Source organism: Streptomyces tirandamycinicus (assembly GCF_003097515.1).
GTDB lineage: Bacteria > Actinomycetota > Actinomycetes > Streptomycetales > Streptomycetaceae > Streptomyces > Streptomyces tirandamycinicus.
This window is the reverse complement of the sequence record NZ_CP029188.1, coordinates 458,155-480,336: the sequence shown is the minus strand read 5'-3', so window position 1 is coordinate 480,336 and position 22,182 is coordinate 458,155. Positions and strand designations below refer to the sequence as shown.

The 22,182-nt window shown below is 74.0% G+C and carries 18 protein-coding genes; 14 read left to right on the top strand and 4 right to left on the bottom strand.

Translation table 11 applies throughout. The features are described 5' to 3' along the window. Positions 1-84 precede the first annotated feature (84 nt). The 3 genes from DDW44_RS02130 to DDW44_RS02120 all read right to left on the bottom strand — a co-directional run bounded on the left by DDW44_RS02130 (position 85) and on the right by DDW44_RS02120 (position 3,610). Positions 85-762 carry a gamma-glutamyl-gamma-aminobutyrate hydrolase family protein gene (locus DDW44_RS02130; RefSeq protein ID WP_108905354.1) on the bottom strand — a complete coding sequence of 226 codons (678 nt, stop codon included), beginning with the start codon at positions 760-762 and terminating at the stop codon, positions 85-87. A gap of 282 nt (positions 763-1,044) precedes the next feature. After that, the gene (eat, locus tag DDW44_RS02125; protein ID WP_018891447.1) at positions 1,045-2,496 is read right to left on the bottom strand and encodes an ethanolamine permease; all 1,452 of its coding nucleotides are present in this window, start codon (positions 2,494-2,496) and stop codon (positions 1,045-1,047) included. A 385-nt stretch (positions 2,497-2,881) separates the two neighbouring features. Continuing rightward, positions 2,882-3,610, bottom strand: a complete 729-nt coding sequence (locus DDW44_RS02120; protein WP_017945461.1) for a FadR/GntR family transcriptional regulator — start codon at positions 3,608-3,610, stop codon at positions 2,882-2,884. A gap of 78 nt (positions 3,611-3,688) precedes the next feature. Here DDW44_RS02120 and DDW44_RS02115 point away from each other — a divergent pair, with 78 nt between their 5' ends. From DDW44_RS02115 to DDW44_RS02105, 3 genes are read left to right on the top strand one after another with little or no spacing between them, the layout of a single operon-like run. After that, positions 3,689-5,053, top strand: coding sequence for a glutamine synthetase family protein (locus tag DDW44_RS02115; RefSeq protein WP_108905353.1), 1,365 nt, complete (start codon positions 3,689-3,691; stop codon positions 5,051-5,053). Between the two features lie 8 nt (positions 5,054-5,061). Further along, positions 5,062-6,432: an aldehyde dehydrogenase family protein gene (locus tag DDW44_RS02110; RefSeq protein ID WP_018891445.1), complete on the top strand. Its 1,371-nt coding sequence runs from the start codon at positions 5,062-5,064 to the stop codon at positions 6,430-6,432. Positions 6,433-6,438: 6 nt separating this feature from the next. Then, the gene (locus DDW44_RS02105; RefSeq protein WP_017945464.1) at positions 6,439-7,233 is read left to right on the top strand and encodes a 3-oxoacyl-ACP reductase; all 795 of its coding nucleotides are present in this window, start codon (positions 6,439-6,441) and stop codon (positions 7,231-7,233) included. A 289-nt stretch (positions 7,234-7,522) separates the two neighbouring features. Here DDW44_RS02105 and DDW44_RS02100 read toward each other — a convergent pair whose 3' ends face one another. Continuing rightward, positions 7,523-8,725: an amino acid deaminase/aldolase gene (locus tag DDW44_RS02100; RefSeq protein WP_027732975.1), complete on the bottom strand. Its 1,203-nt coding sequence runs from the start codon at positions 8,723-8,725 to the stop codon at positions 7,523-7,525. A 1,371-nt stretch (positions 8,726-10,096) separates the two neighbouring features. On the opposite strand from DDW44_RS02100, the gene DDW44_RS02095 reads away from it, so the two are divergent. The 11 genes from DDW44_RS02095 (at position 10,097) to pheT (ending at position 21,897) form a co-directional block, all read left to right on the top strand. Beyond that, on the top strand, positions 10,097-10,939 hold the full coding sequence (locus tag DDW44_RS02095) for a hypothetical protein (RefSeq protein ID WP_108908707.1): 843 nt from the start codon (positions 10,097-10,099) through the stop codon (positions 10,937-10,939). Then, positions 10,936-12,129 (top strand): type VII secretion-associated serine protease mycosin, encoded by a 1,194-nt coding sequence (mycP, locus tag DDW44_RS02090; RefSeq protein WP_108905352.1) that lies wholly within the window; start codon positions 10,936-10,938, stop codon positions 12,127-12,129. Before DDW44_RS02095 ends, mycP begins: the two co-directional genes overlap by 4 nt. Before the next feature lie 333 nt (positions 12,130-12,462). After that, positions 12,463-13,194 (top strand): SseB family protein, encoded by a 732-nt coding sequence (locus DDW44_RS02085; protein WP_108905351.1) that lies wholly within the window; start codon positions 12,463-12,465, stop codon positions 13,192-13,194. Positions 13,195-13,314: 120 nt separating this feature from the next. Then, positions 13,315-13,695: a DUF1844 domain-containing protein gene (locus DDW44_RS02080; RefSeq protein WP_017945469.1), complete on the top strand. Its 381-nt coding sequence runs from the start codon at positions 13,315-13,317 to the stop codon at positions 13,693-13,695. A gap of 484 nt (positions 13,696-14,179) precedes the next feature. Continuing rightward, positions 14,180-14,827 (top strand): translation initiation factor IF-3, encoded by a 648-nt coding sequence (infC, locus tag DDW44_RS02070; protein WP_078503326.1) that lies wholly within the window; start codon positions 14,180-14,182, stop codon positions 14,825-14,827. A 104-nt stretch (positions 14,828-14,931) separates the two neighbouring features. Further along, positions 14,932-15,126, top strand: coding sequence for a 50S ribosomal protein L35 (gene rpmI, locus DDW44_RS02065; RefSeq protein WP_017945471.1), 195 nt, complete (start codon positions 14,932-14,934; stop codon positions 15,124-15,126). Between the two features lie 106 nt (positions 15,127-15,232). Next, entirely contained in the window at positions 15,233-15,619 is a 387-nt protein-coding gene (gene rplT / locus DDW44_RS02060) for a 50S ribosomal protein L20 (protein WP_017945472.1), read from the top strand. Between the two features lie 152 nt (positions 15,620-15,771). Continuing rightward, positions 15,772-16,629, top strand: coding sequence for a TrmH family RNA methyltransferase (locus DDW44_RS02055; RefSeq protein WP_018891441.1), 858 nt, complete (start codon positions 15,772-15,774; stop codon positions 16,627-16,629). Positions 16,630-16,903: 274 nt separating this feature from the next. After that, positions 16,904-18,100 (top strand): sensor histidine kinase, encoded by a 1,197-nt coding sequence (locus tag DDW44_RS02050; protein ID WP_108905350.1) that lies wholly within the window; start codon positions 16,904-16,906, stop codon positions 18,098-18,100. A 126-nt stretch (positions 18,101-18,226) separates the two neighbouring features. Continuing rightward, the gene (gene pheS, locus DDW44_RS02045) at positions 18,227-19,363 is read left to right on the top strand and encodes a phenylalanine--tRNA ligase subunit alpha (RefSeq protein ID WP_017945475.1); all 1,137 of its coding nucleotides are present in this window, start codon (positions 18,227-18,229) and stop codon (positions 19,361-19,363) included. Then, positions 19,363-21,897: a phenylalanine--tRNA ligase subunit beta gene (pheT, locus tag DDW44_RS02040; RefSeq protein WP_108905349.1), complete on the top strand. Its 2,535-nt coding sequence runs from the start codon at positions 19,363-19,365 to the stop codon at positions 21,895-21,897. Before pheS ends, pheT begins: the two co-directional genes overlap by 1 nt. Positions 21,898-22,182 lie beyond the last annotated feature (285 nt).

The window sequence follows — 22,182 nt, the reverse complement described above, 5'->3', positions numbered from 1 at the left end:
GACGTCCCTCGGCCCGCGGACCGCTTTCGGCGGTTCGCCGTACGGGTTCGGCGGTTCGCCGCAGGGAGCGCGGCGCGCCTTCGATCAGGAGGCGGCGCGCACGAGACCCGCCATGACACGGGTGTCCTCGGCCATCTCCGGGTGCCACTGCACTCCGAGCACCCAGGAGGGGTCCGGGAGCTCGACGGCCTCCACGGTGCCGTCGTGCGCGTGCGCGGAGACGACGAGACCGGCGCCGAGTCGGTCCACGGACTGGTGGTGGTATGTCGGGACCGACGATTCTTCCGGCACCAGCGAGGCGTACCGGGTGCCCGCGACGGGCGTCACGGCGTGCCGGCCGAAGACCCCGACGGCGTCCACGTGCCCGTCGAGGTGCTGGACGAGCGTGCCGCCGAGGGCGACGTTCAGCAGCTGCATGCCCCGGCAGATCCCCAGCAGCGGGGTGCCGGTGTCGAGCGCCGCGCGGATCAGGGCGAGCTCCCAGGCGTCCCGCTCCCGGGCCGGCGGTCCGGTACGCGGATCCGGGTGGGCCCCGTACCGCACGGGCTCGACGTCGGGCCCGCCCGCGACGACCAGCCCGTCGAGCCGGGCCACGGCCGCCGCGGCCCGGCCGGGTTCGTCCGGCGGCAGCATCGCGGCGATGCCGCCGGCCGACTGGACGAGGCGCGGATAGCCGGCGGGCAGCAGCGCGGCGGGCAGTCGCCACACGCCCCACGAGGCGTCCTCCAGATAGGTGCTGACGCCGATGAGCGGCTGGGTCACGGTCGTGGGTCCTCCGGTCGTGGTGTGCGGGTGGCGGGTGCCTGGTGGTGTGCGGCGTTCCCGGCCCCGGGGGGTGCGGCTCCGATCGCCGGTGCCGGATGGGCGGCACCGGTCGTCCATGGTCCGGCGTAGGGTGTACGGCTTTTGTCATTTGTCATTTGTCATTTGTCATCTGTCATCTGTCATCTGCCGTCCGGCGTCCGGCACCTGTCGTCCGGTCTCCGGTCTCCGGCGTCTGTCGTCCGGCCTCCGGGTCCCCGCACCCGGAGGCCGGACCGTCCGTCAGTCGCGGGCCAGCTCCGCCTCGGCCGCGGCGAGGGCCGCGAACTCCTCCTCCGGGGCGCGGGCGACCAGACGGTGCCGACTGTAGAAGGCGAAGTACGCGAGGGCGACCCCGTACACGGCGAGCGCGATGAACGCGGCGTCCCGGTCCACCAGGAAGGTCGCCACCAGCGCGGACAGTGCGAGGGTGAAGGCGACGGACGAGGTCAGCACGCCGCCGGGGGTGCGGTACGGACGCGGCAGGTCCGGCTCGCGACGGCGCAGCACGATGTGGGACAGCGCCATCAGCGCGTAGCTGATCGTGGCGCCGAAGACGGCGATGTTCAGCATCCGCGCCCCGTCCCCGGTGCCCGCGGCCAGTGCGAAGCCGATCGCGCCGGGGATCAGCAGCCCCAGGTACGGCGACTTGCGGCGGCTCGTCAGCGACAGGAAGCGGGGCAGGTAGCCCGCCCTGGAGAGGGCGAACAGCTGGCGCGAACCGGCGTAGATCAGTGAGAAGAACGAGGCGACCAGGCCGGCGAGTCCGGCGTAGTTGACGAAGCGGCTCAGTGCGGTCGGGTCGCCGTCGCCCTGGAGCGCCACCACCAGCGGGTTGCCCGCCTCCTGGATCGCGGCCGAGCCGCGGGCGCCCGTGGCGGCGAAGAACGTGATCAGGGCGAGCAGTACCAGGATCGACATGGACAGCGCGAGGGCCTTCGGCATGGACCGGACCGGGTCCTTGGCCTCCTCCGCGGCGAGCGGCACCCCCTCGACACCGAGGAAGAACCACATGCCGAACGGGAAGGCGGCCCAGATGCCGAGCAGTCCGAACGGCAGCCACGAGCTGGCACCCAGCGCGCTCTCGTCGACCGGGATGTCGTCCAGCCCGCTCACCTGGAAGTCGGTGAACGCGCCCACGGCGAAGATCAGCAGCGCGGCGACCGCGATCGCGGTGACGACGAGGCTGAACCGCAGGGCCTCGCCCACGCCCCACAGATGGATGCCGATGAATACCGCGAAGCAGGCGAGGTACACGGGCCAGCCGGATTCCAGCCCGAAGAGCCCGAGCGATTCGACGTAGTCACCGATGAAGATCGAAATGGCGGCGGGGGCGAGGATGTACTCGATGAGGATGGCCGTACCGGTGAGGAAGCCGCCCCAGGTGCCCAGTGCCCGGCGGGCGAACCCGTAGCCGCCGCCGGCGGTCGGCAGGATGGCCGACAGCTCGGCGAGCGCGAAGACGAGACAGGCGTACATCACGCCCATCAGCACGGTGGCGGCGGCGAGTCCGCCGAAGCCGCCCTTGGACAGGCCGATGTTCCAGCCGGAGAAGTCGCCGGAGACGACGTAGGCGACGCCGAGCCCGGTGAGCAGCAGCCAGCCCGCGCTCCCCCGGCGCAGGGTCCGGCGTTCGAGGTAGTCGTCCGGTGGGGTGTTGCCGCTCCCGGTGGTGTCGGTGTCTTCCAGCGTCATGGCAGAGCTCCCGCGTCGGGCCCAATGGAATGGAGCCATACCTTTGCGGTGACCGTGGGGGTAGCGCAAGACCCGTGCGTTACTTTCGGATTACGGCGGCCGGCTCGCGGCGGTGCGGAGTGCGCGGCCCGGCTTGCGGCGCTCCGGCGACGCGTCCCGGCTTCCGGCGGCGTGCGGCGGCCGCCGGGACACCCTCACTCCCGCCGGCGTCGCCCGCGGTTCCCGGATGCCTGTATCCCTGCCCGCGCCGCCCGCAGCCTCTCCCGCCCGCAGCCTCTCCCCGCGACGCGGGTCCTGCCGCGCCGCAGCCTCTCCCCCCGAGGCGGCCCCTCCCGCCCGTCAGCCCCCTCCCGCCCGTCAGCCCCCTCCCGCCGGGCGGATCCCCTCAGGCGAGGAAGCCGCGCAGCAGGGCCGCCGTCCCCTCGCAGTGCTCGCGCATCACCTCGCGCGCCGTGTCCGCGTCGCCCGCCAGGACCGCGTCCACCAGCGCGACGTGCTGCTGCTGGGAGTGCTCCAGATTGCGCACCAGCAGCGGGATGCAGTCGAGCAGATCGTTCACGGCCGCCCGGACCGCCGCGTACTGCGTGGTCAGGGTGGGGGAGCCGGACAGTTCGGCGAGCGTGAGGTGGAAGAGCGTGTCGCACCGCCGGTAGGCGCCGAGGGGCGCGTCGTGCGTGGCCGTCAGCGCCGTGCGCAGCCGCCCCGCGCCCTCGTCGGAGAGCCCGTGCGCCGCGCACAGCCCCGCAGCGCCGACCTCCAGCACCTCCCGGAAGCGCAGGGTGTCCTCGACGTCGACGGCCGCGATCCGGCGGCGCAGCTCGTCCTCGCCCTCGGTGTGCGGGCGGTGCCGGACGAAGGTTCCGCCGTAGCGGCCGCGGCGGCTCTCCACCAGGCCCTCCTCCTGGAGGACCTTGAGCACCTCGCGCAGGGTGACCCGGCTGATGCCCATGCGCTCGGCGAGTTCCCGTTCCGCGGGCAGCCGCTCGCCGCCGGGCACCAGTCCCAGCCTTACGACCTGCAGGATCTGTTCCAGGGCCTCCTCGAAGCCGTTGCCCCCGCGCACCGGTCGCAGCACGGACGTGAGCCGGTCCCCGGACTCGCTCTTCTCCGCCACGTTGCGGTTTCCCCTTCCCAAGCAATGGTCTTCGGCAATACCTTATGGCTCCCGGCTGACCTTAGGAGGCGCAATCCCGTGGCAGACCGCACACCCCCGCTGACCGTCGAGGAGCTCGGAGCCCTCGTCGCGAGCGGTGAGATCGACACCGTAGTCCTGGCCTTCCCCGACATGCAGGGCAGGCTCCAGGGCAAGCGGTTCGCCGCCCGGTTCTTCCTCGACGAGGTCCTGGAGCACGGTACGGAGGGCTGCAACTACCTGCTCGCCGTCGACACCGAGATGAACACCGTGGACGGCTACGCGATGTCCTCGTGGGAGCGTGGCTACGGCGACTTCGCCATGCACCCCGACCTGGCCACCCTGCGCCGTGTCCCGTGGAACGAGGGCACGGCCATGCTCATCGCCGACCTGGCGTGGAACGACGGCACCCCGGTCGTCGCCGCTCCCCGCCAGATCCTGCGCCGCCAGCTGGAGCGCCTGGCCGAGTACGGCTGGACCGCGCAGGTCGGCACCGAGCTGGAGTTCATCGTCTTCAAGGACACCTACGAGCAGGCCTGGGACCGCGGCTACCGGGGCCTGACCCCGGCCAACCAGTACAACATCGACTACTCGGTCCTCGGCACCGGCCGCATCGAGCCCCTGCTGCGCCGGATCCGCAACGAGATGGCCGCCGCCGGGCTGACCGTCGAGTCGGCCAAGGGCGAGTGCAACCCCGGCCAGCACGAGATCGTGTTCCGCTACGACGAGGCCCTCGTCACCTGCGACCAGCACGCGATCTACAAGACCGGCACCAAGGAGATCGCCGCGCAGGAAGGCGTCTCCATCACCTTCATGGCCAAGTACAACGAGCGCGAGGGCAACTCCTGCCACATCCACCTCTCGCTCACCGATGCCGACGGACGCAACGCCATGGCGGGTGACGGACCGGACGGCATGTCGGACATCATGCGGCACTTCCTCGCCGGGCAGCTCGCCGCCCTGCGCGACTTCTCCCTGCTGTACGCGCCGAACATCAACTCCTACAAGCGGTTCCAGCCCGGTTCCTTCGCCCCGACCGCCGTCGCCTGGGGCCACGACAACCGGACCTGCGCGCTGCGCGTCGTCGGCCACGGCCGCTCGACGCGCTTCGAGAACCGGCTGCCCGGCGGCGACGTCAACCCCCATCTCGCCGTCGCCGCACTGGTCGCCGCCGGCCTGTACGGGATCGAGCAGAAGCTGGAGCTGCCAGAGGCCTGCGCCGGCAACGCCTACAGCGCCGGCTACGAGCACGTCCCGACCACCCTCCGCGAGGCCGCCGAACTCTGGGAGAACAGCCCCATCGCCAAGGCCGCCTTCGGGGACGAGGTCGTCGCCCACTACCGCAACATGGCGCGGGTCGAACTCGACGCGTTCGACGCCGCGGTCACCGACTGGGAGCTCCGCCGCTCCTTCGAACGCATGTGAGGCACCCCGTGTCGCAACCGTACGCACTCGATGTGCTCAACCCGGCCACCGAGGAAGTCATCGCCACCGTCCCCGGCGCGGACGCCGCCGACGTCGACGCCGCCGTGCGCCGCGCGGCGCGCGCCCAGCGGGCCTGGGCGGCCGCTGCCCCCGCCGACCGGGCCAGGCTGCTGCGCCGCTTCGCGGCCGCCGTGGACGACCACATCGAGGAACTCGCCCTGCTCGAGGTCCGGGAGGCCGGGCACACCCTCGGCAACGCCCGCTGGGAGGCCGGCAACGTCCGCGACCTCCTCGACTACTCCGCCGGGGGAGTGGAACGCCTCACCGGCCGCCAGATACCCGTCTCCGGCGGCATCAACCTGACCATCCTCGAACCGCTCGGCGTGGTGGGGGTCATCGCCCCCTGGAACTTCCCCATGCCGATCGCCGCCTGGGGCACCGCGCCCGCGCTCGCCGCCGGCAACGCCGTCCTCCTCAAGCCCGCCGAGACCACCCCGCTGACCGCGCTGCGACTGGCCGAACTGGCCCTGGAGGCGGGCCTCCCCGAGCACCTCTTCCAGGTGCTGCCCGGCCACGGCGCGGTGGCGGGCGACGCGCTGGTGCGCCACCCCGGCGTCGCCAAGATCGTCTTCACCGGATCCACCCGGGTCGGCAAGCAGATCATGGCGCTCTGCGCCGAGCGTGTGAAGCGCGTGACCCTCGAACTCGGCGGCAAGAGCCCCAACATCGTGTTCGCCGACGCCGACATCGAGGCCGCCGCCGCCGCGGCACCGATGGCCTTCCTGGACAACAGCGGACAGGACTGCTGCGCCCGCACCCGCATCCTGGTGCAGCGCCCCGTGTACGACGACTTCCTCGACCGCCTCGCCCCCGCGCTGAAGTCGGTCGTGGTCGGCGACCCCGCGGACGAGGCCACGCAGATGGGCCCGCTCATCTCGCGCGCCCAGCTCGACCGCGTCCGGTCGTACGTCACCGACGACCTCGCGACGGTGCGGGGCAGCGCGCCCGCGGGTCCGGGCTTCTGGTTCCCGCCCACCCTCGTCACCGGCGTCGCGCCCGAGGCCCCCGTCGCCACCGAGGAGGTCTTCGGGCCGGTCGCCGTCGTGCTGCCCTTCGACGACGAGGACGACGCCGTACGCCTCGCCAACGCGACCGAGTACGGGCTCTCCGGCTCCGTCTGGACCCGTGACGTGGGCCGGGCCCTGCGGGTCTCCGGCGCGGTCGCCGCGGGCAACCTGTCCGTCAACTCCCACTCCAGCGTCCGCTACTGGACCCCCTTCGGCGGATACGGGCAGTCCGGCCTCGGCCGGGAACTCGGCCCCGACGCCCTCACCGCTTTCACCGAGACCAAGAACGTCTTCATCAGCACGGAGGCCTGAGATCCCATGAGCACTGCCCACAACGACACCCCCGTCTGCCGCCGGCTCGTCGGCCGCACCGCCGTCATCACCGGTGCCGGGAGCGGCATCGGACTGGCCACCGCGCGCCGCCTGGCCTCCGAAGGGGCCAATGTCGTCTGCGGTGACGTCGACGAGACCGCCGGCAAGTCCGCGGCCGAGGAGGTCGGCGGGACCTTCGTGAAGGTGGACGTGACCGACGCCGAGCAGGTGGAGGCGCTGTTCCGGACCGCCTTCGACACGTACGGCAGCGTCGACATCGCCTTCAACAACGCCGGCATCTCGCCCCCCGACGACGACTCCATCCTGGAGACGGGCCTGGACGCCTGGAAGCGGGTCCAGGAGGTCAACCTCACCTCCGTGTTCCTGTGCTGCAAGGCCGCCATCCCCTACATGCGCCGGCAGGGCCGGGGCTCCATCATCAACACGGCCTCGTTCGTGGCCCGGATGGGCGCCGCGACCTCGCAGATCTCGTACACCGCGAGCAAGGGCGGCGTCCTCGCCATGTCCCGCGAGCTGGGCGTGCAGTTCGCCCGCGAGGGCATCAGGGTCAACGCGCTGTGCCCCGGCCCGGTCAACACCCCGCTGCTGCAGGAACTGTTCGCCAAGGACCCCGAGCGGGCGGCCCGCCGGCTGGTGCACATCCCCGTCGGCCGGTTCGCCGACGCGGAGGAGATCGCCGCGGCCGTGGCGTTCCTCGCCAGCGACGACTCGTCCTTCGTCAACGCCACCGACTTCCTCGTGGACGGCGGCATCTCGGGCGCGTACGTCACCCCCGTGTAGGCCGCTGCCCCGCCGCGCGGAGGAACGGCCGGGGCACACGACGCCCCGCTGGTCCCCGGACGGGCGGGTCCCCGGACGGGCCGGTCCCCTGGGGGTGCGGGTTCCGGGCGGCCGGGGCGCCGGGGCACAGGGGCTCCCGGGGCCGGACCGGGCAGTGCGGCCGCGCCTCCGGCCGACCGCCCGCGCGCCCCGTCCGGCGGCCCCGGGACCCCGGCGCGGCGGGCTCACCGGCGGGGCGGTTCCCGTGGCCGGGGCGGTCACCGGCCGAGCCGTCCCCGTCACCGGCGGCTCAGAGGAACGTACGGCCCTCGCCCCGGTACGTCGGCACGGTGGCCGTCACCCGGCCGTCCTCGACCAGGTGCAGCGAGGGGAAGCGCTCGCACAACTCCCCGGCCTTCGCGTGCCGGAACCACACCTTGTCGCCGATGAGCAGGTCGTCCGCCGGCGGCCCCAGCAGAGGCGTCTGCACCTCGCCCGGTCCCTCCATCGGGTCGTAGCGCAGCCCCTCCGGCAGGTACGGCACCGGCAGCCGGTCCCGCCCGGCCGCGCCCGAGGCGGGATAGCCGCCGCCGAGCACCGTCACCACACCGACGCCCGGCCGCCGCACGACGGGCTGGGCGAACAGCGCGGCGGGCCGCCCGCTGAACGACGTGTAGTTGTCGAACAGCCTCGGCAGGAACAGTCCGGAGCCCGCGGCGACCTCCGTGACCGCGTCCTCCGCCGCGGTGTGCTGCACACTGCCGGTGCCGCCGCCGTTCACGAACTCCAGATCCGGCGCCACCGCCCGCACCGCGCGTACCACGGCCGCTCGCCGCAGGGCGAGTTCGCGCCGGGCCGCGGACTGCATCAGGCGGACCGCACGAGAGCGCAGCGGACTGCCCGGGACCGCGTCACCCACTCCCGCGACATGCCCCTCGTACGCCATCAGCCCCACGACCCGGAAGCCGGGCCTGGCGACGATCGCGCGGGCGAGCTCGGCGAGGTCCTCGGGTGAGCGCAGGGGTGAGCGGCGAGCACCGAAACGGATCCGGCCGCCCAGCAGACGGAGCGAGGTGTCCAGTTCCAGGCAGACCCGGATCTCCTCCGCGCCGCCGCCCCGGGCCCGGTCGATCAGGTCGAGCTGCGCGGGGTCGTCGACCATGACCGTCACGGCGGACGAGAGCTTGGCGTCGCCCGCCAGTTCGGCGAAACCGGCGCGGTCGGCGGACGGATACGCCAGGAGCACATCGCCGAAACCCGCCCGGGTGAGCCAGATCGACTCCTCCAGCGTGTAGGACATGATCCCCGCGAACCCGTCCTTCGCCAGTACCCGCTCCAGCAGCGCCCGGCACCGCACCGACTTGCTGGCCACCCGGACCGGTTTCCCGCCGGCCCGCCTGACCAGATCCGCCGCGTTGGCGTCGAACGCCTCCAGGTCCACGACGGCCAGGGGTGCGTCGAGGTGCGCGGTGGCCCGGTCGTACCGGGTCCTGAGAGCGGCACGGGGAGTCATGCGCAGAGCTTGCCAGACCGGTCTACCCGAGGGTAGGGGGACCTTCTGCGCAGATCCCCCGGGGGCGCGGTCCCGTTCCCTTCCGGCGTGCTCAAGCCCGTAGAGTGAGGGGCCGCGACGACGAACGGGCCTGCCCCGAAAGGCGATGCGGCGGCGGTACGGGCACCAGGAAACGGGGGGCGGATGAGCACCGAGGCGCAGCGCCCACGCGTCCCGTCCCGCCCGCCCCACGTCCCGCCGAACCAGCCGCCCGCCTCCACCGAGACGACGACCCGTCTCCGCCCGATCACGGACTCCACCCCGGACCCCCGCGCCGGCTCCGCCTCCCCGGCCCCCCGCCCTCGCACCGCACCCTCTGACGCCGCTTCAGCCCCGGGGCCGGGGTCCCGCCCGGCCGTCACCACGGGCCATGCGGTCCCGGCGCCCGGCGCCCGGGCGGGGAGCGGCCCGGCCGGTGCCGGGAGGGACCCGTTCGGCAACGCACCCGGCTCGACCGGCCCGGCTCCCGGCCGGCAACCCGCCCTCCCGCAGCCGTCGCCCGCCCCTCGGGCCGGGGCGAGCCGCCCGAGCGCTCCCGCGCCCCGCGGCGCGCTCCCGGACGGTGCCAATGGCCGGCCGTACCCGCCCCCCGCCGGTCCGGCTGTAGGCAGCGGTGCGGATTCACCCGCGCCCCGCGGCGCGCTCCCGGGCGCACCGGCCGCGCGCTCGGGCCCGCCGCCCGGCCCGACACCGTCGCCCGCCCCGATACCGCACTCCGCCCCGACGCCGCACTCCGTCCCGGGCACGCGCGCAGTCTCGGCCCCCGAGTCCGTTCCGGCCCCCGAGCGGGTATCCGCCCCCGGGTCCGCCTCCGCCCCCGCGTCCGTCCCGGGCACGCCGTCCTCGCCGGGCAGGCGGACCTCGCCGGGTTTCCGGGCGGGCGTGACCGCCGAGCCCGACGCCCCCGGTGCACCCCACGCACCGGTGCCACCCGGTGCACCCGCTGCACCCGCCGCACCCGCGCCCCATGCCCCGGGCCGGTCCGTGCCGCCGCCCCCCGGCGACGGCCGGCGCCCCGGCGCTCCCGTACGCCGCCTCGCCGAGGAGATACCCCCGCGCCCCCTGGTACCGCCACGCTTCGCCGGGGCGCCCGCCGCACCCGGAGCGTCTCCGGTACCCCCGGCGCCTCCGGTACGCCCAACGCCTTCCGTACCCCCAGCGCCTCCGGCCCCGATGACGGCGACCGCGCCCGGGACCCTCCCTGCTGCCGCGGCGCCCCCCGTGCCCAGGGCACCCGTACCCGCTCAGCCCTCCGCTCCGGGGGCGTCCGCGGGCGGGCCCGAAACCGGTCCCACGAACACCCCGGGCACCCCGGGCAGCCCGTGGCCCTGGATGACGCACGCGGCGCCGCCACCACCCCACCCCGGCGCCTTCCCCGAGACCCCCGCCGAGATCACCACCCGGCTGCGCCCGGTCCGGGACCGGCGTCCCGCAAGGGCCGTGGCCGCCCTCGCCTGCGTCGTACTCGGCCTGGGGCTGATCGGCGGAGCGGTCACCGGGAGCTGGCTCGTGGACGATCCGGCCGCGTCGCCCGCCACCCAGCCCCGCTACGCCGACGTACGCACGCTCTGGCACAGCGTCCCCGTCGACACGCTCTTCCCGCGGACGATCAAGGGCGACGGAGCGGGACCCGGCGGCGCGGACCGGGTGTGGACCCGCGTCGCTGTCGCGCCCGACGGCCCGTGCACCGGGGCGTTCGACCCGCTGCTGCTGAAGGCCCTCCGGCCGGTCGGCTGCCTGCGCGTGCTCCGCGCCACCTACACCGACGCCACCACCTCCGGCGTCACGACCGTCGGCATGGTCGTCACCGAGGCCGACCGGGACGCCATGGCGGCCCTGCACTCCAGGTTCTCCCGGGAGGACCTGGACGAACGGGCCGACCTGATGCCCCGCACCTACCCGGTCACCGGCACCGTCGCCGCGCGCTTCGGCGACCGCCAGCGGGCCAGCTGGACCATCAGCGTGCTCACCGACGCGCCCGTCGTGGTCTTCGCCGTCTCCGGGTTCGCCGACGGCCGCCCCGTGGCCGACCCCGTGCCGGCCGCCGAGGCCACCGTGCCCGGCGGTACGTCCGCCGCCGCCCAGGCCGGCCTCGGCCACGAGGCCAAGGGAATCGCGGACCGCATCGAGCGCGCCCTGCGCGAGTCCGCCACCACACGGGAGCGCCCCGAATGACGGCAGCACGCCTCCGCAACCGCGCCAGGCCCGGGCGGCTCCTGGGGGCCGTCGCCGCGGCCGTCGCCTTCTCGCTCGTCTCCGCCGCACCCGCGCAGGCCGACGGCATCCGGGTCCGGCAGTGGGCCCTGGAAGCCCTGCACACCGAGGAGGCGTGGCGCACGACCAAGGGCGCGGGCATCACCGTCGCGGTGCTCGACACCGGCGTCGACGACAGCCATCCGGACCTGGTGGGCAGCGTCCTCCCCACCAAGGACCTCATCGGGTTCGGGGCGAAGCGCGGCGACCGCGCGTGGGCCCGGCACGGCACCGCGATGGCCGGGATCATCGCGGGTCACGGCCATGGCCCCGGCCGTGATGAGGGAGTGCTGGGCATCGCACCCGAGGCCAGGATCCTCCCCGTGCGGGTGATCCTCGAAGGTGCCGATCCCGCCCGCGCCAAGGCCCGCAAGACCCGCGGCACCGCACTCGCCCAGGGCATCCGCTGGGCCGCCGACAACGGTGCCGACGTCATCAACCTCTCCCTCGGTGACGACAGCGAGTCCGCGCACCCGGACGCAGGCGAGGACGCAGCCGTCCAGTACGCCCTCGCCAAGGGCGCGGTCGTCGTCGCCTCGGCGGGCAACGGGGGCGAGAAGGGCGACCACATCTCGTACCCGGCGGCCTACCCCGGTGTCATCGCCGTCGCGGCCGTAGACCGCTATGGCACCCACGCCTCCTTCTCCACCCGGCGCTGGTACGCCACCGTCAGCGCGCCGGGCGTCGACGTCGTCATCGCCGACCCCGACCGCAGGTACTACGAGGGCTGGGGCACCAGCGCGGCGTCCGCCTTCGTCTCCGGCGCCGCCGCACTCGTCCGGGCCGCGCACCCCCGGCTCACCCCCGCCCAGATCAAGCGGCTCCTCGCCGCCACCGCCCGCGGCGGCCCGAAGAGCGGACGCGACGACTCCACGGGGTACGGCATCGTCGACCCGGCCGCCGCGATCGAGCAGGGCGGCAAGCCGGTCCCGGGCGACACCGACCCGAAGACCGCGTCCCTCCAGGGCCATCGCGAGCGGTACTTCGGCACCGGCCCGGACGGCGCCTCGGCGGAGTCGGGCGGCGGATGGCTCGCCCCGGTCACCGGCGGCCTCGGCGCGCTGCTGCTGGCCGCGGCGGCGGTGCTGTGGCGCGGCGGCCGCCGGACGTGACCCCGTCCCGCCGAGCGTGATCCGGCGCGGCCGGGCGTGATCCGGTGCGGCCGGAGGTGATCCGGTTCCGCCGGACGTGACCCCGTCGCCGGGCGTGACCCGGTGCGGCCGGAAGTGCGCCGCTTCCGCCCGGGGGGTGCTCCGCCGCCGGAGGTGATCCGCCCGGCCCGGCCGTGCCCCTCGGCTCCTCTCTGTGCCCCCAAGCCCCTCTCGGCTCCCGTCCGTGCCGCCTCTGCGCGCCTCTCCGTGCCTTCCCGTGCCTTCCCGTGCCTTCCCGTGCCTCTTCGCGCCCCCGCGCCCCGGGCGCCGCCGCCGACGAACTAGGCTCGTCGCGTGGCGCTCAAGAACATCCCCGACTCCGGCTACTCCGACGACGACGGCACCGCCGACCCGGCGCTGGCCGCGGCACTCGCCGCCTGGGCGCAGGACCGGAGCGCGGAGCGCCCCGTGCTGGAGGCGCTCAGGGGCGCCCGGCTCCTCGTGCCCGTCGTCGCCGTGCTCGGCGAGGCCGAGGTGGACGAGAAGGGCCTGCGCCGCGAGAAGACCAGCGACATGGCGGTGCCCACGCTGACGGCGGGCGGCCGCCGCGCGCTGCCCGCGTTCACGTCGACCGCTTCGCTCGCCCGGTGGGATCCGCAGGCGAGGCCCGTCGCCGTGCCCCTGCACCAGGCCCTCCAGGCCGCCGCCCACGAGAAGGCCGACACCGTGGTCCTGGACCTCGCCGGGCCGGTGCCGTACGAGCTGACCGGCGCGGCGCTGCTGGCCCTCGCGGAGGGCCGCACGAGCACCGACCCGCTGGCCGACCCGTCCGTCACCGCGGCGGTCCGGGCCGTGGTGGCCGCCGAACCTGCGGTGCTCCGCGCCCATCTCGGCCCCGGTGACGCCGACGGCACCCTGGCCCTCGTCCTCGACCGGGGCGCGCCCCCCGCGGGAGCCGCTCAGCGTGTCGCCCGCGCCCTGGCGGCGGACGAGACGCTCAGGGCCCGGCTGGTGCGCGGACTCGACCTCGCCCTGCTGCCCGTGTCGGCGGTGCCGCCCGGAGAGCCCCTCTACGTACGGGGCTGAGGAGGGGATGGCGGTCCGGCGTGACCGGCCGCAGTGCCGGGAGAACCCCGGGAACGCCGGGAGAACCCCGGGAGAACCCCTGTACGTACGGGGCCGAGGGCACCGCATATCGTGTGCCCCATGAGTGACGCGACCCCCACCCCCGAGCAGCCCGCGGGCGAGCCGGCTCCCGACTTCGCCGCCATGGCCCGCGACATCGCGGAGGTCCCCGCCGTCGAGGTGATCGTCACGGTCGCGGTGAACCTGATGAGCGCCGCCGCGGTGAAGCTGGGACTCACCGAGGACGGCGACGAGCACAAGGACCTGGACGAGGCCAGGAAGCTGGTCCACGCGCTCGCCGGTCTCCTGGACGCGGGTGTCACGGAGATCAGCTCCTTCCACGCGGCCCCGCTGCGGGACGGGCTGAAGTCCCTCCAGCTGGCCTTCCGCGAGGCCTCGGTCGTCCCCGACGAGCCGGGCCAGGGCCCGGGTGAGAAGTACACCGGCCCGGTGTACGGCTGACTGAGCCGCGCCGGCCGCGCCGGCCGTCCCTGCCACGTGCCGCCGCGGGCCCGGTACACCGCACCACGGTCCCGGTGCCGTCGCCGCGGGCCCGGTACGGTGCCGCCGGCCCGGTAGATCCCGGGCCCGGTACGGGGACCGGCACCGCGCACCCGCCGGGCGGCCCGCCCGCAGCCCGGTTCGCCCCTTCGGGCCGGAGCTGCTAACCTTGTGTAACGACCGGTCGGACACCGACGTGCCCGACCCACAAGTGGAGGCTCCGATCTCCCACCTGGCCGCCTTCAGGGGCGGCGGGTCACCGGTCAGACGGCGACCATCGTTCCGTACGGACGATGGAGCCGTCCGAGACGCGCCCCGCGGCCGACGCGGCGGTGCTCCGGTATCGCGAGGAGCCCCGCCTGTGTCCCGTCGGGGCATTTTTCTTGCACCGGTGCGGTTGGTCCCATACAGAAACAGACGTTACGCGGCTGTCCGCCAGACCGCCGTGTGGTGCTACCGAGGAGGATCCATCAGCGCCGAGCCCCGCATCAACGACCGGATTCGCGTTCCCGAGGTGCGACTTGTCGGTCCCAGCGGCGAGCAGGTCGGGATTGTCCCGCTTGCCAAGGCCCTGGAGCTTGCGCAGGAGTACGACCTCGACCTCGTCGAGGTGGCGGCCAACGCCCGTCCGCCGGTCTGCAAGCTCATGGACTACGGGAAGTTCAAGTACGAGTCGGCCATGAAGGCCCGTGAGGCGCGCAAGAACCAGGCGCACACGGTCATCAAGGAGATGAAGCTCCGGCCGAAGATCGACCCGCACGACTACGACACCAAGAAGGGTCACGTCGTCCGGTTCCTCAAGCAGGGTGACAAGGTCAAGATCACGATCATGTTCCGCGGTCGTGAGCAGTCGCGGCCGGAGCTCGGCTACCGGCTGCTGCAGCGGCTGGCGGAGGACGTCCAGGACCTCGGTTTCGTGGAGTCGAACCCGAAGCAGGACGGCCGAAACATGATCATGGTTCTCGGTCCGCACAAGAAGAAGACCGAGGCGATGGCCGAGGCCCGCGAGGCGCAGGCCGCCCGCAAGGCGGAGCGCCAGGGGGACCGGTCCGCCCAGGCCGGGGCCTCTCCCGAAGAGCCCGCCGAGGCCTGATTCCGGGACGGCCGTCCCGGACATCAACCGATACATCTGACGCTTTCGGCTGCCGGTTCACCGACCGGCGACGGAAGCGCCACTGACGAGGAGAGAACGGCGCGATGCCGAAGAACAAGACGCACAGCGGTGCCAAGAAGCGCTTCAAGATCACCGGCTCCGGCAAGGTGCTCCGCGAGCGCGCCGGCAAGCGCCACCTGCTCGAGCGCAAGTCGTCCAAGCTGACGCGTCGCCTCACCGGCAACGCCGAGATGGCCCCGGGTGACGCCGCCAAGATCAAGAAGATGCTCGGCATCTGATTGACCTCCCGCCTCCGTACGACCGGGGGCTTCCGGTCAGAACCGGGACCAATTCGTTTCCGGGCCGTGTGAGGACAACCACGGCCCCGCTACAAGGAGTCAACAAGTGGCACGCGTCAAGCGGGCAGTCAACGCCCACAAGAAGCGCCGGGCGATCCTCGAGCAGGCCAGCGGCTACCGCGGTCAGCGCTCTCGTCTGTACCGCAAGGCGAAGGAGCAGGTCACCCACTCCCTCGTCTACAACTACAACGACCGCAAGAAGCGCAAGGGCGACTTCCGCCAGCTGTGGATCCAGCGCATCAACGCCGCTGCCCGCGCGAACGGCATCACCTACAACCGCTTCATCCAGGGTCTGAAGGCCGCCAACGTCGAGGTGGACCGCAAGATCCTGGCCGAGCTCGCGGTCAACGACGCCAACGCGTTCGCCGCGCTCGTCGAGGTCGCCCAGAAGGCGCTCCCGAGCGACGTCAACGCCCCGAAGGCCGCGGCCTGACGGTCGCGTCCCACCGGACCAAAGCCCGGACCCGCAGGCCGACGGTCTGCGGGTCCGAGTGTGTTCCGGACCGATCCCGCGCGAGCCCGCACCACCCCGACGAGAACCGCCGACCGCCCACCGCCGAACGGCGCAAGGAAGTGAGAGCCCCCATGGGGACCCCCGAGCTGATCTCCCCCCGGTCCCCGCGGGTCGTCGCCGCGCGGCGGCTCGCCAAGCGGAACTTCCGTTCCAAGGAGCGGCTGTTCCTCGCCGAGGGGCCGCAGGCCGTGCGCGAGGCGGTCGCGCACCGGGGCGGCGACGGCCGGCCGACGCTCGTCGAACTGTTCACCACCGTCGAGGCCGCCGAGCGGTACGCGGACATCGTCGAGGCCGCCCGAGCCGCCGGCGCCCGCGTCCACCACGCCCCCGACACCGTGCTGGCGGAGGTCTCCCAGACCGTGACGCCGCAGGGCCTCGTCGGGGTCTGCCGCTTCCTGGACGCGCCGTTCGAGGAGATCCTGGCCGCGGGCCCGAGGCTCGTGGCGGTGCTCGCGCACGTCCGCGACCCGGGGAACGCCGGCACGGTGCTGCGGTGCGCCGACGCGGCCGGTGCCGACGCGGTCGTGCTCACCGACGCCTCGGTCGACCTGTACAACCCCAAGTCGGTCAGGGCCTCGGTCGGCTCGCTGTTCCACCTCCCGGTCGCGGTCGGCGTCCCCGTCGAGCAGGCCGTCAGCGGGCTGCGAGGCGCCGGGGTGCGCGTCCTCGCCGCCGACGGCGCCGGGGAGGACGACCTGGACGACGAGCTCGATGCCGGGAGCATGTCCGGGCCCACCGCGTGGATCTTCGGGAACGAGGCATGGGGCCTTCCGGAGGAGACCCGGGCGCTCGCCGACGCCGTCGTACGCGTGCCGATCCACGGCAGGGCGGAGAGCCTCAACCTGGCCACCGCCGCCGCCGTCTGCCTCTACGCCTCCGCACGCGCCCAGCGTTCCCCCGGCGGTTGCAGCGCCGCCCCCGCCCGCTGACGCCGCCTCCGCCGCCTCCGCCGCGCCCGCCCGCTGACGCCGCCCCCACCGCGGCCGGCGCCTCCGCCCACGGCATCACCGTCGCCTTCGGCCACGGCACCGCCGACGCCGCCCCCAGGACGCCGCCACCGGCACCGGTGCCGTCCTCCGGGCAGGGCGCCGCGCCGCGGACACGGGCCGCCCCGGGGACGCAGGGTGTCGCTCCGTCACCCCCGGCTAGTAGGGTGACGGACTCGGGGACCCACTGCACCGGTTCGAGAGGTGGGGTACGGGGATGACAGTCGGCACGAGCGGGCCGTCGGACGCGTTCCCGGCGCCGGCGAGCGCCGAGGGGGGCGCGGGCGTCGGCCCGGACGGCCCTCCCGACGGCCTTCCCGACGGCATCGGCGTAGGCGTAGACCCGGACGGCCTTCCCGACGGCATCGGCATCGACCCGGACGACCTCCCCGACGGGCTCGTCGTCGCCGACGAACACGGCCGCATCATCTGCTTCAACGCCGCTGCCGCGCGCATCACGGCCCTCCCCGCTCACCGTGCCCTCGGCCGTCCGCTGGACCACGCGCTGCCCCTGGAGGACCTCAAGGGCCGCCGCTGGTGGCCGCTCACCGACCCGTACGGCGGCCTCGCCACCCGGGTCGGCCAGCCCGAGCGCAATCTGCTGCTGCCCGGCGGCCGCGAGGTCCTGGTCTCCGCCCGCTACGTGCGCCAGGTGCCCACGGGCCCCGTGCGGCGGGTCGTCGTCAGCATCCGCGGCACCGAGGCGCGCCGCCGCACCGAGCGCAGCCACGCCGAGCTGATCGCCACCGTCGCCCACGAGCTGCGCTCCCCGCTGACCTCCGTCAAGGGCTTCACCGCCACCCTCCTCGCCAAGTGGGAACGCTTCACCGACGACCAGAAGCGGCTGATGCTGGAGACCGTCGACGCCGACGCCAACCGCGTGACCCGGCTGATCGCCGAGCTCCTCGACATCTCGCGGATCGACTCCGGCCGGCTGGAGGTGCGGCGCCAGCCCGTGGACCTCGCCGCCGCCGTCGGCCGCCACGTCCAGGCGTACACCGCCGGCGGCCAGTCCCCGGACCGCTTCTTCGTCCGCGTCCACCACGACCTGCCCGAGCTGTGGGCGGATCCCGACAAGATCGACCAGGTGCTCGGCAACCTCCTCGAAAACGCGGTGCGCCACGGCGACGGAACCGTCACCATCGAGGTGGCGCCGACGTCCGGCGAGAACGACGAGAAGGGAACGGCCGTCACCGTGAGCGACGAGGGCCCCGGTATCCCCGAGGAGTCGATGAGCCGCGTCTTCACCCGCTTCTGGCGGGGGAGCAAGCGCGGTGGGACCGGCCTCGGCCTGTACATCGTGAAGGGCATCGTCGAGGCGCACGGCGGGACGATCACCGTCGGCCGCGGACCCGGCGGCGGCGCCGAGTTCCGATTCACCCTGCCCGTCGGGACGCCCGCCTATCTCACCTGATAAGCGCACCGGCGGCCCACGGGCTCATTCGCGTACCGTCACCCCGCTAGACTCGTCCTTTGGCACCTTTGCGTCCTCGGTCGTCGAGCGGGGGCCCCAGCCACCCCATCGGAAGCACGGGAAGAGATGTCGGCACCCAACAAGTCGTACGACCCAGTCGAGGTCGAGGCACTGAAACCGGAAGAGATCGAGCGCATGCGGGACGGGGCGCTCGCCGCCTTCGCCGCCGCGGGCGACCTCGACGCGCTCCACGAGGCGAAGATCGCGCACACCGGTCCCACCTCGCCGCTCGCGCTCGCCAACCGTGAGATCGGCGCCCTGCCCCCGCACGCCAAGGCCGAGGCCGGCAAGCGCGTGGGCCAGGCCCGCGGCGCCGTGAACAAGTCCCTGGCCGCCCGTCAGGCCGAACTCGAGGCCGAGCGCGACGCCCGGGTGCTGGTCGAGGAGGCGGTGGACGTCACACTGCCGTACGACCGCACCCCCTCCGGCGCCCGCCACCCGCTGACCACGCTCTCCGAGCGCATCGAGGACATCTTCACGGCCATGGGCTACGAGGTCGCCGAGGGCCCCGAGGTCGAGACCGAATGGCTGAACTTCGACGCGCTGAACATCGCGGCCGACCACCCGGCCCGCGGTGAGCACGACACCTTCTTCGTGAAGGGCGCCGAGGGCACCGGTGGCGAGGCGGCCGAGTCCGGTGTGGTGCTGCGCACCCACACCTCGCCCGTGCAGGTCCGCTCGATGCTGGACCGCGAGCCCCCGCTGTACGTGATCTGCCCCGGCCGCGTATACCGCACCGACGACCTGGACGCCACCCACACCCCGGTGTTCCACCAGGTCGAACTGCTCGCCGTGGACGAGGGCCTCACCATGGCCGACCTCAAGGGCACCCTGGACCACATGGTCCGCGCGCTCTTCGGCGGCGAGGGCATGAAGACCCGGCTCCGGCCCAACTTCTTCCCCTTCACCGAGCCGTCCGCCGAGATGGACATGGTCTGCTACGTCTGCCGCGGCGAGTCCGTCGGCAACCCGGACCGGCCCTGCCGCACCTGCTCCAGCGAGGGCTGGATCGAGCTCGGCGGCTGCGGCATGGTCAACCCGAAGGTGCTCACCGCCTGCGGCGTCGACCCGGAGAAGTACAGCGGATTCGCCTTCGGGTTCGGCATCGAGCGGATGCTGATGTTCCGCCACAACGTCGAAGACATGCGAGACATGGTCGAGGGTGACGTCCGGTTCACCCGGCCCTTCGGGATGGAGATCTGATGCGGGTCCCGCTTTCCTGGCTGCGGGAGTACGTCGACCTGCCGGCGACGGAGACCGGCCGCGACGTACAGGCCAAACTCATCTCGGCCGGCCTCGAGGTCGAGACCGTCGAGCAGCTCGGCGCCGGCCTGACCGGCCCGCTGGTCGTCGGCCGGGTGCTGACCGTCGAGGAACTGACCGAGTTCAAGAAGCCCATCCGCTTCTGCACGGTCGACGTGGGCCGGTCCAACCAGACCGGCGAGCCGCAGGAGATCATCTGCGGCGCCCGCAACTTCGCCGTCGGCGACAAGGTCGTCGTGGCGCTCCCGGGCGCCGTCCTGCCGGGCGACTTCCGCATCGCCGAGCGCAAGACGTACGGCCGGATGTCCCGCGGGATGATCTGCTCCGCCGACGAGCTCGGCATGGGCGACCTCGGCGGAGCGGCACACGGCATCATCGTGCTGCCGCCGGAGATCGAGGTCGGCATCGACGCCACCGAACTGCTGGAGCTGTACGACGAGGTCCTCGACATCGCCGTCACCCCCGACCGCGGCTACTGCCTGTCGATGCGCGGGGTCGCCCGCGAGACCGCCACCGCCTACGGGCTGCCGCTGCGCGACCCGGCCCTGCTCGACGTCCCCGCGCCGAACTCGTACGGCTACCAGGTGCGGATCGCCGACCCGGACGGCTGCGACCGGTTCACCGCGCGGACCGTCGTCGGTCTCGACCCCGAGGCCCGCTCGCCGATCTGGATGCAGCGCCGGCTGCAGAAGGCCGGCATGCGGCCGATCTCGCTCGCCGTCGACATCACCAACTACGTGATGCTCGAACTCGGCCAGCCGCTGCACGCCTACGACCGCAACCGGCTCGAAGGCCCCATCGGTGTGCGCCGCGCCGAGGCGGGCGAGAAGTTCACCACCCTCGACGGTGTCAAGCGCGTCCTGGACGCACAGGACCTGGTCATCACCGACAGCCGCGGGCCGATCGGCCTCGCCGGTGTGATGGGCGGGGCGAACACCGAGATCGCCGACTCCGAGACCGACCCGGAGACGGGCCAGGTCCGCGGCACCACCGAGATCGTCGTCGAGGCCGCGCACTTCGACCCGGTCTCCGTCGCCCGCACGGCCCGCCGCCACAAGCTGTCGTCGGAGGCGTCCCGGCGCTTCGAGCGCGGAGTCGACCCGCAGGCCGCCGCCGCGGCCGCCCAGCGCACCGTCGACCTCCTGGTGCTGCTGGCCGGCGGCACCGCCGAGGCCGGAGTCACCGAGGTCGTCGCCCCGTCCGCGCCGCGCACCATCACGATGCGCGCCGACCACCCCGACCGGGTCGCCGGTGTCGCCTACGGCCGCGAGACCGTGGTCCGCCGGCTGCAGGAGGTCGGCTGCGACGTCCACGGCCAGGACGAGCTCGTCGTGACCGTCCCGTCGTGGCGTCCCGACCTGCACGCGCCGAACGACCTGGCGGAGGAGGTCATCCGGCTGGAGGGGTACGAGAACCTCCCCTCCACGCTGCCCACCCCGCCGTCCGGCCGCGGGCTCACCCCCCGCCGCCGGCTGCACCGCCGCGTCGGCCGCGCACTCGCCGGCGCCGGCTACGTCGAGGCCCTGAACTACCCGTTCATCGGCGAGGCGGTCCTGGACCAGTTCGGCCTGGACGCCGACGACCCCCGGCGCACCGTGGTCACGCTGGTCAACCCGATCTCCGACGAGGAGCCGGCGCTGCGCACCACGCTGCTGCCGGGACTGCTCTCCGCGCTGCGCCGCAACGTCGGCCGCGGCTCGCACGACCTCGCGCTGTTCGAGACCGGGCTGGTGTTCCGGCCCACCGGCGAGGAGACGGTCCCGGGCGTGCTGCCGGTCGACCGCCGCCCCACCGACGCGGAGATCGCGATGCTGAACGCGGCGCTGCCGCACCAGCCGCGCCGGGCCGCCACCGTCCTGGCGGGCGCGCGCGAGCAGGCCGGCTGGTGGGGCGAGGGCCGTTCCGCGGACTGGGCGGACGCGGTCGAGTCCGCCCGTACGATCGCCGCCGAGGCCGGTGCCGAACTCACCGTCCGCGCCGACCGGCACGCGCCGTGGCATCCGGGCCGCTGCGCCGCGCTGTACGCGACGGTGGACGGCGAGGAGACCCTCGTCGGCCACGCGGGCGAGCTGCACCCGCGCGTCATCAAGGCGCTCGGGCTGCCGGAGCGCACCTGCGCCATGGAGGTGGAGCTGGACCTGCTGGAGCGGGCCGGTGAGGCCGCCCTCCAGGCACCGCGGATCTCCACCTTCCCGGTGGCCACGCAGGACGTCGCGCTGGTCGTCTCCTCGGACGTGCCCGCCGCCGACGTGGAACGGGCGCTGCACGAGGGCGCCGGCGAACTGCTGGAGTCCATCCGCCTGTTCGACGTCTTCGAGGGCGAGCAGATCGGCGAGGGCAGGAAGTCGCTGGCGTACGCGCTGCGGTTCCGCGCCCCCGACCGCACGCTGACCGTCGAGGAGGCCTCGGCCGCCCGCGACGCCGCCGTCGCGCTCGCCGGCGAGCGCACCGGGGCGGTGCTGCGCGGCGCCTGAGCACCCGCCGCCGACGGCGAAAGGGGCGTGTCCGGACCCGGTCCGGGCGCGCCCCTTCGTGCGTGCCTGCCGTCCGTCCTACTCTCCGTCCTCCTCTCCGGCTCACCGGTGTTCGTGCCGACGAGGGGCGGGCCCGCGGCCCCGTTGGGGACCCGGGCGCGCCGGCCGGCGGTCCGCACACGGCTACCGGCGCGGGTCCGGCGTCGGCGTGGGTCCGGGGACGGCGCGGGTCCGGGGCCGGAGCCGCGCCGTCCCGTCCGATCCCTCCCATCGCCGGCGGGCAAG

Excerpts from the sequence above, each read along its gene's own strand:
- DDW44_RS02105 (WP_017945464.1), top strand. The coding sequence starts at position 6,439 with ATGAGCACTGCCCACAACGACACCCCCGTCTGCCGCCGGCTCGTCGGC.
- mycP (WP_108905352.1), top strand. The coding sequence starts at position 10,936 with ATGACGGCAGCACGCCTCCGCAACCGCGCCAGGCCCGGGCGGCTCCTG.
- DDW44_RS02055 (WP_018891441.1), top strand. The coding sequence starts at position 15,772 with ATGGGGACCCCCGAGCTGATCTCCCCCCGGTCCCCGCGGGTCGTCGCC.
- eat (WP_018891447.1), bottom strand. The coding sequence starts at position 2,496 with ATGACGCTGGAAGACACCGACACCACCGGGAGCGGCAACACCCCACCG.
- rpmI (WP_017945471.1), top strand. The coding sequence starts at position 14,932 with ATGCCGAAGAACAAGACGCACAGCGGTGCCAAGAAGCGCTTCAAGATC.
- DDW44_RS02080 (WP_017945469.1), top strand. The coding sequence starts at position 13,315 with ATGAGTGACGCGACCCCCACCCCCGAGCAGCCCGCGGGCGAGCCGGCT.
- pheS (WP_017945475.1), top strand. The coding sequence starts at position 18,227 with ATGTCGGCACCCAACAAGTCGTACGACCCAGTCGAGGTCGAGGCACTG.
- DDW44_RS02050 (WP_108905350.1), top strand. The coding sequence starts at position 16,904 with ATGACAGTCGGCACGAGCGGGCCGTCGGACGCGTTCCCGGCGCCGGCG.
- DDW44_RS02095 (WP_108908707.1), top strand. The coding sequence starts at position 10,097 with ATGACGCACGCGGCGCCGCCACCACCCCACCCCGGCGCCTTCCCCGAG.
- DDW44_RS02100 (WP_027732975.1), bottom strand. The coding sequence starts at position 8,725 with ATGACTCCCCGTGCCGCTCTCAGGACCCGGTACGACCGGGCCACCGCG.
- pheT (WP_108905349.1), top strand. The coding sequence starts at position 19,363 with ATGCGGGTCCCGCTTTCCTGGCTGCGGGAGTACGTCGACCTGCCGGCG.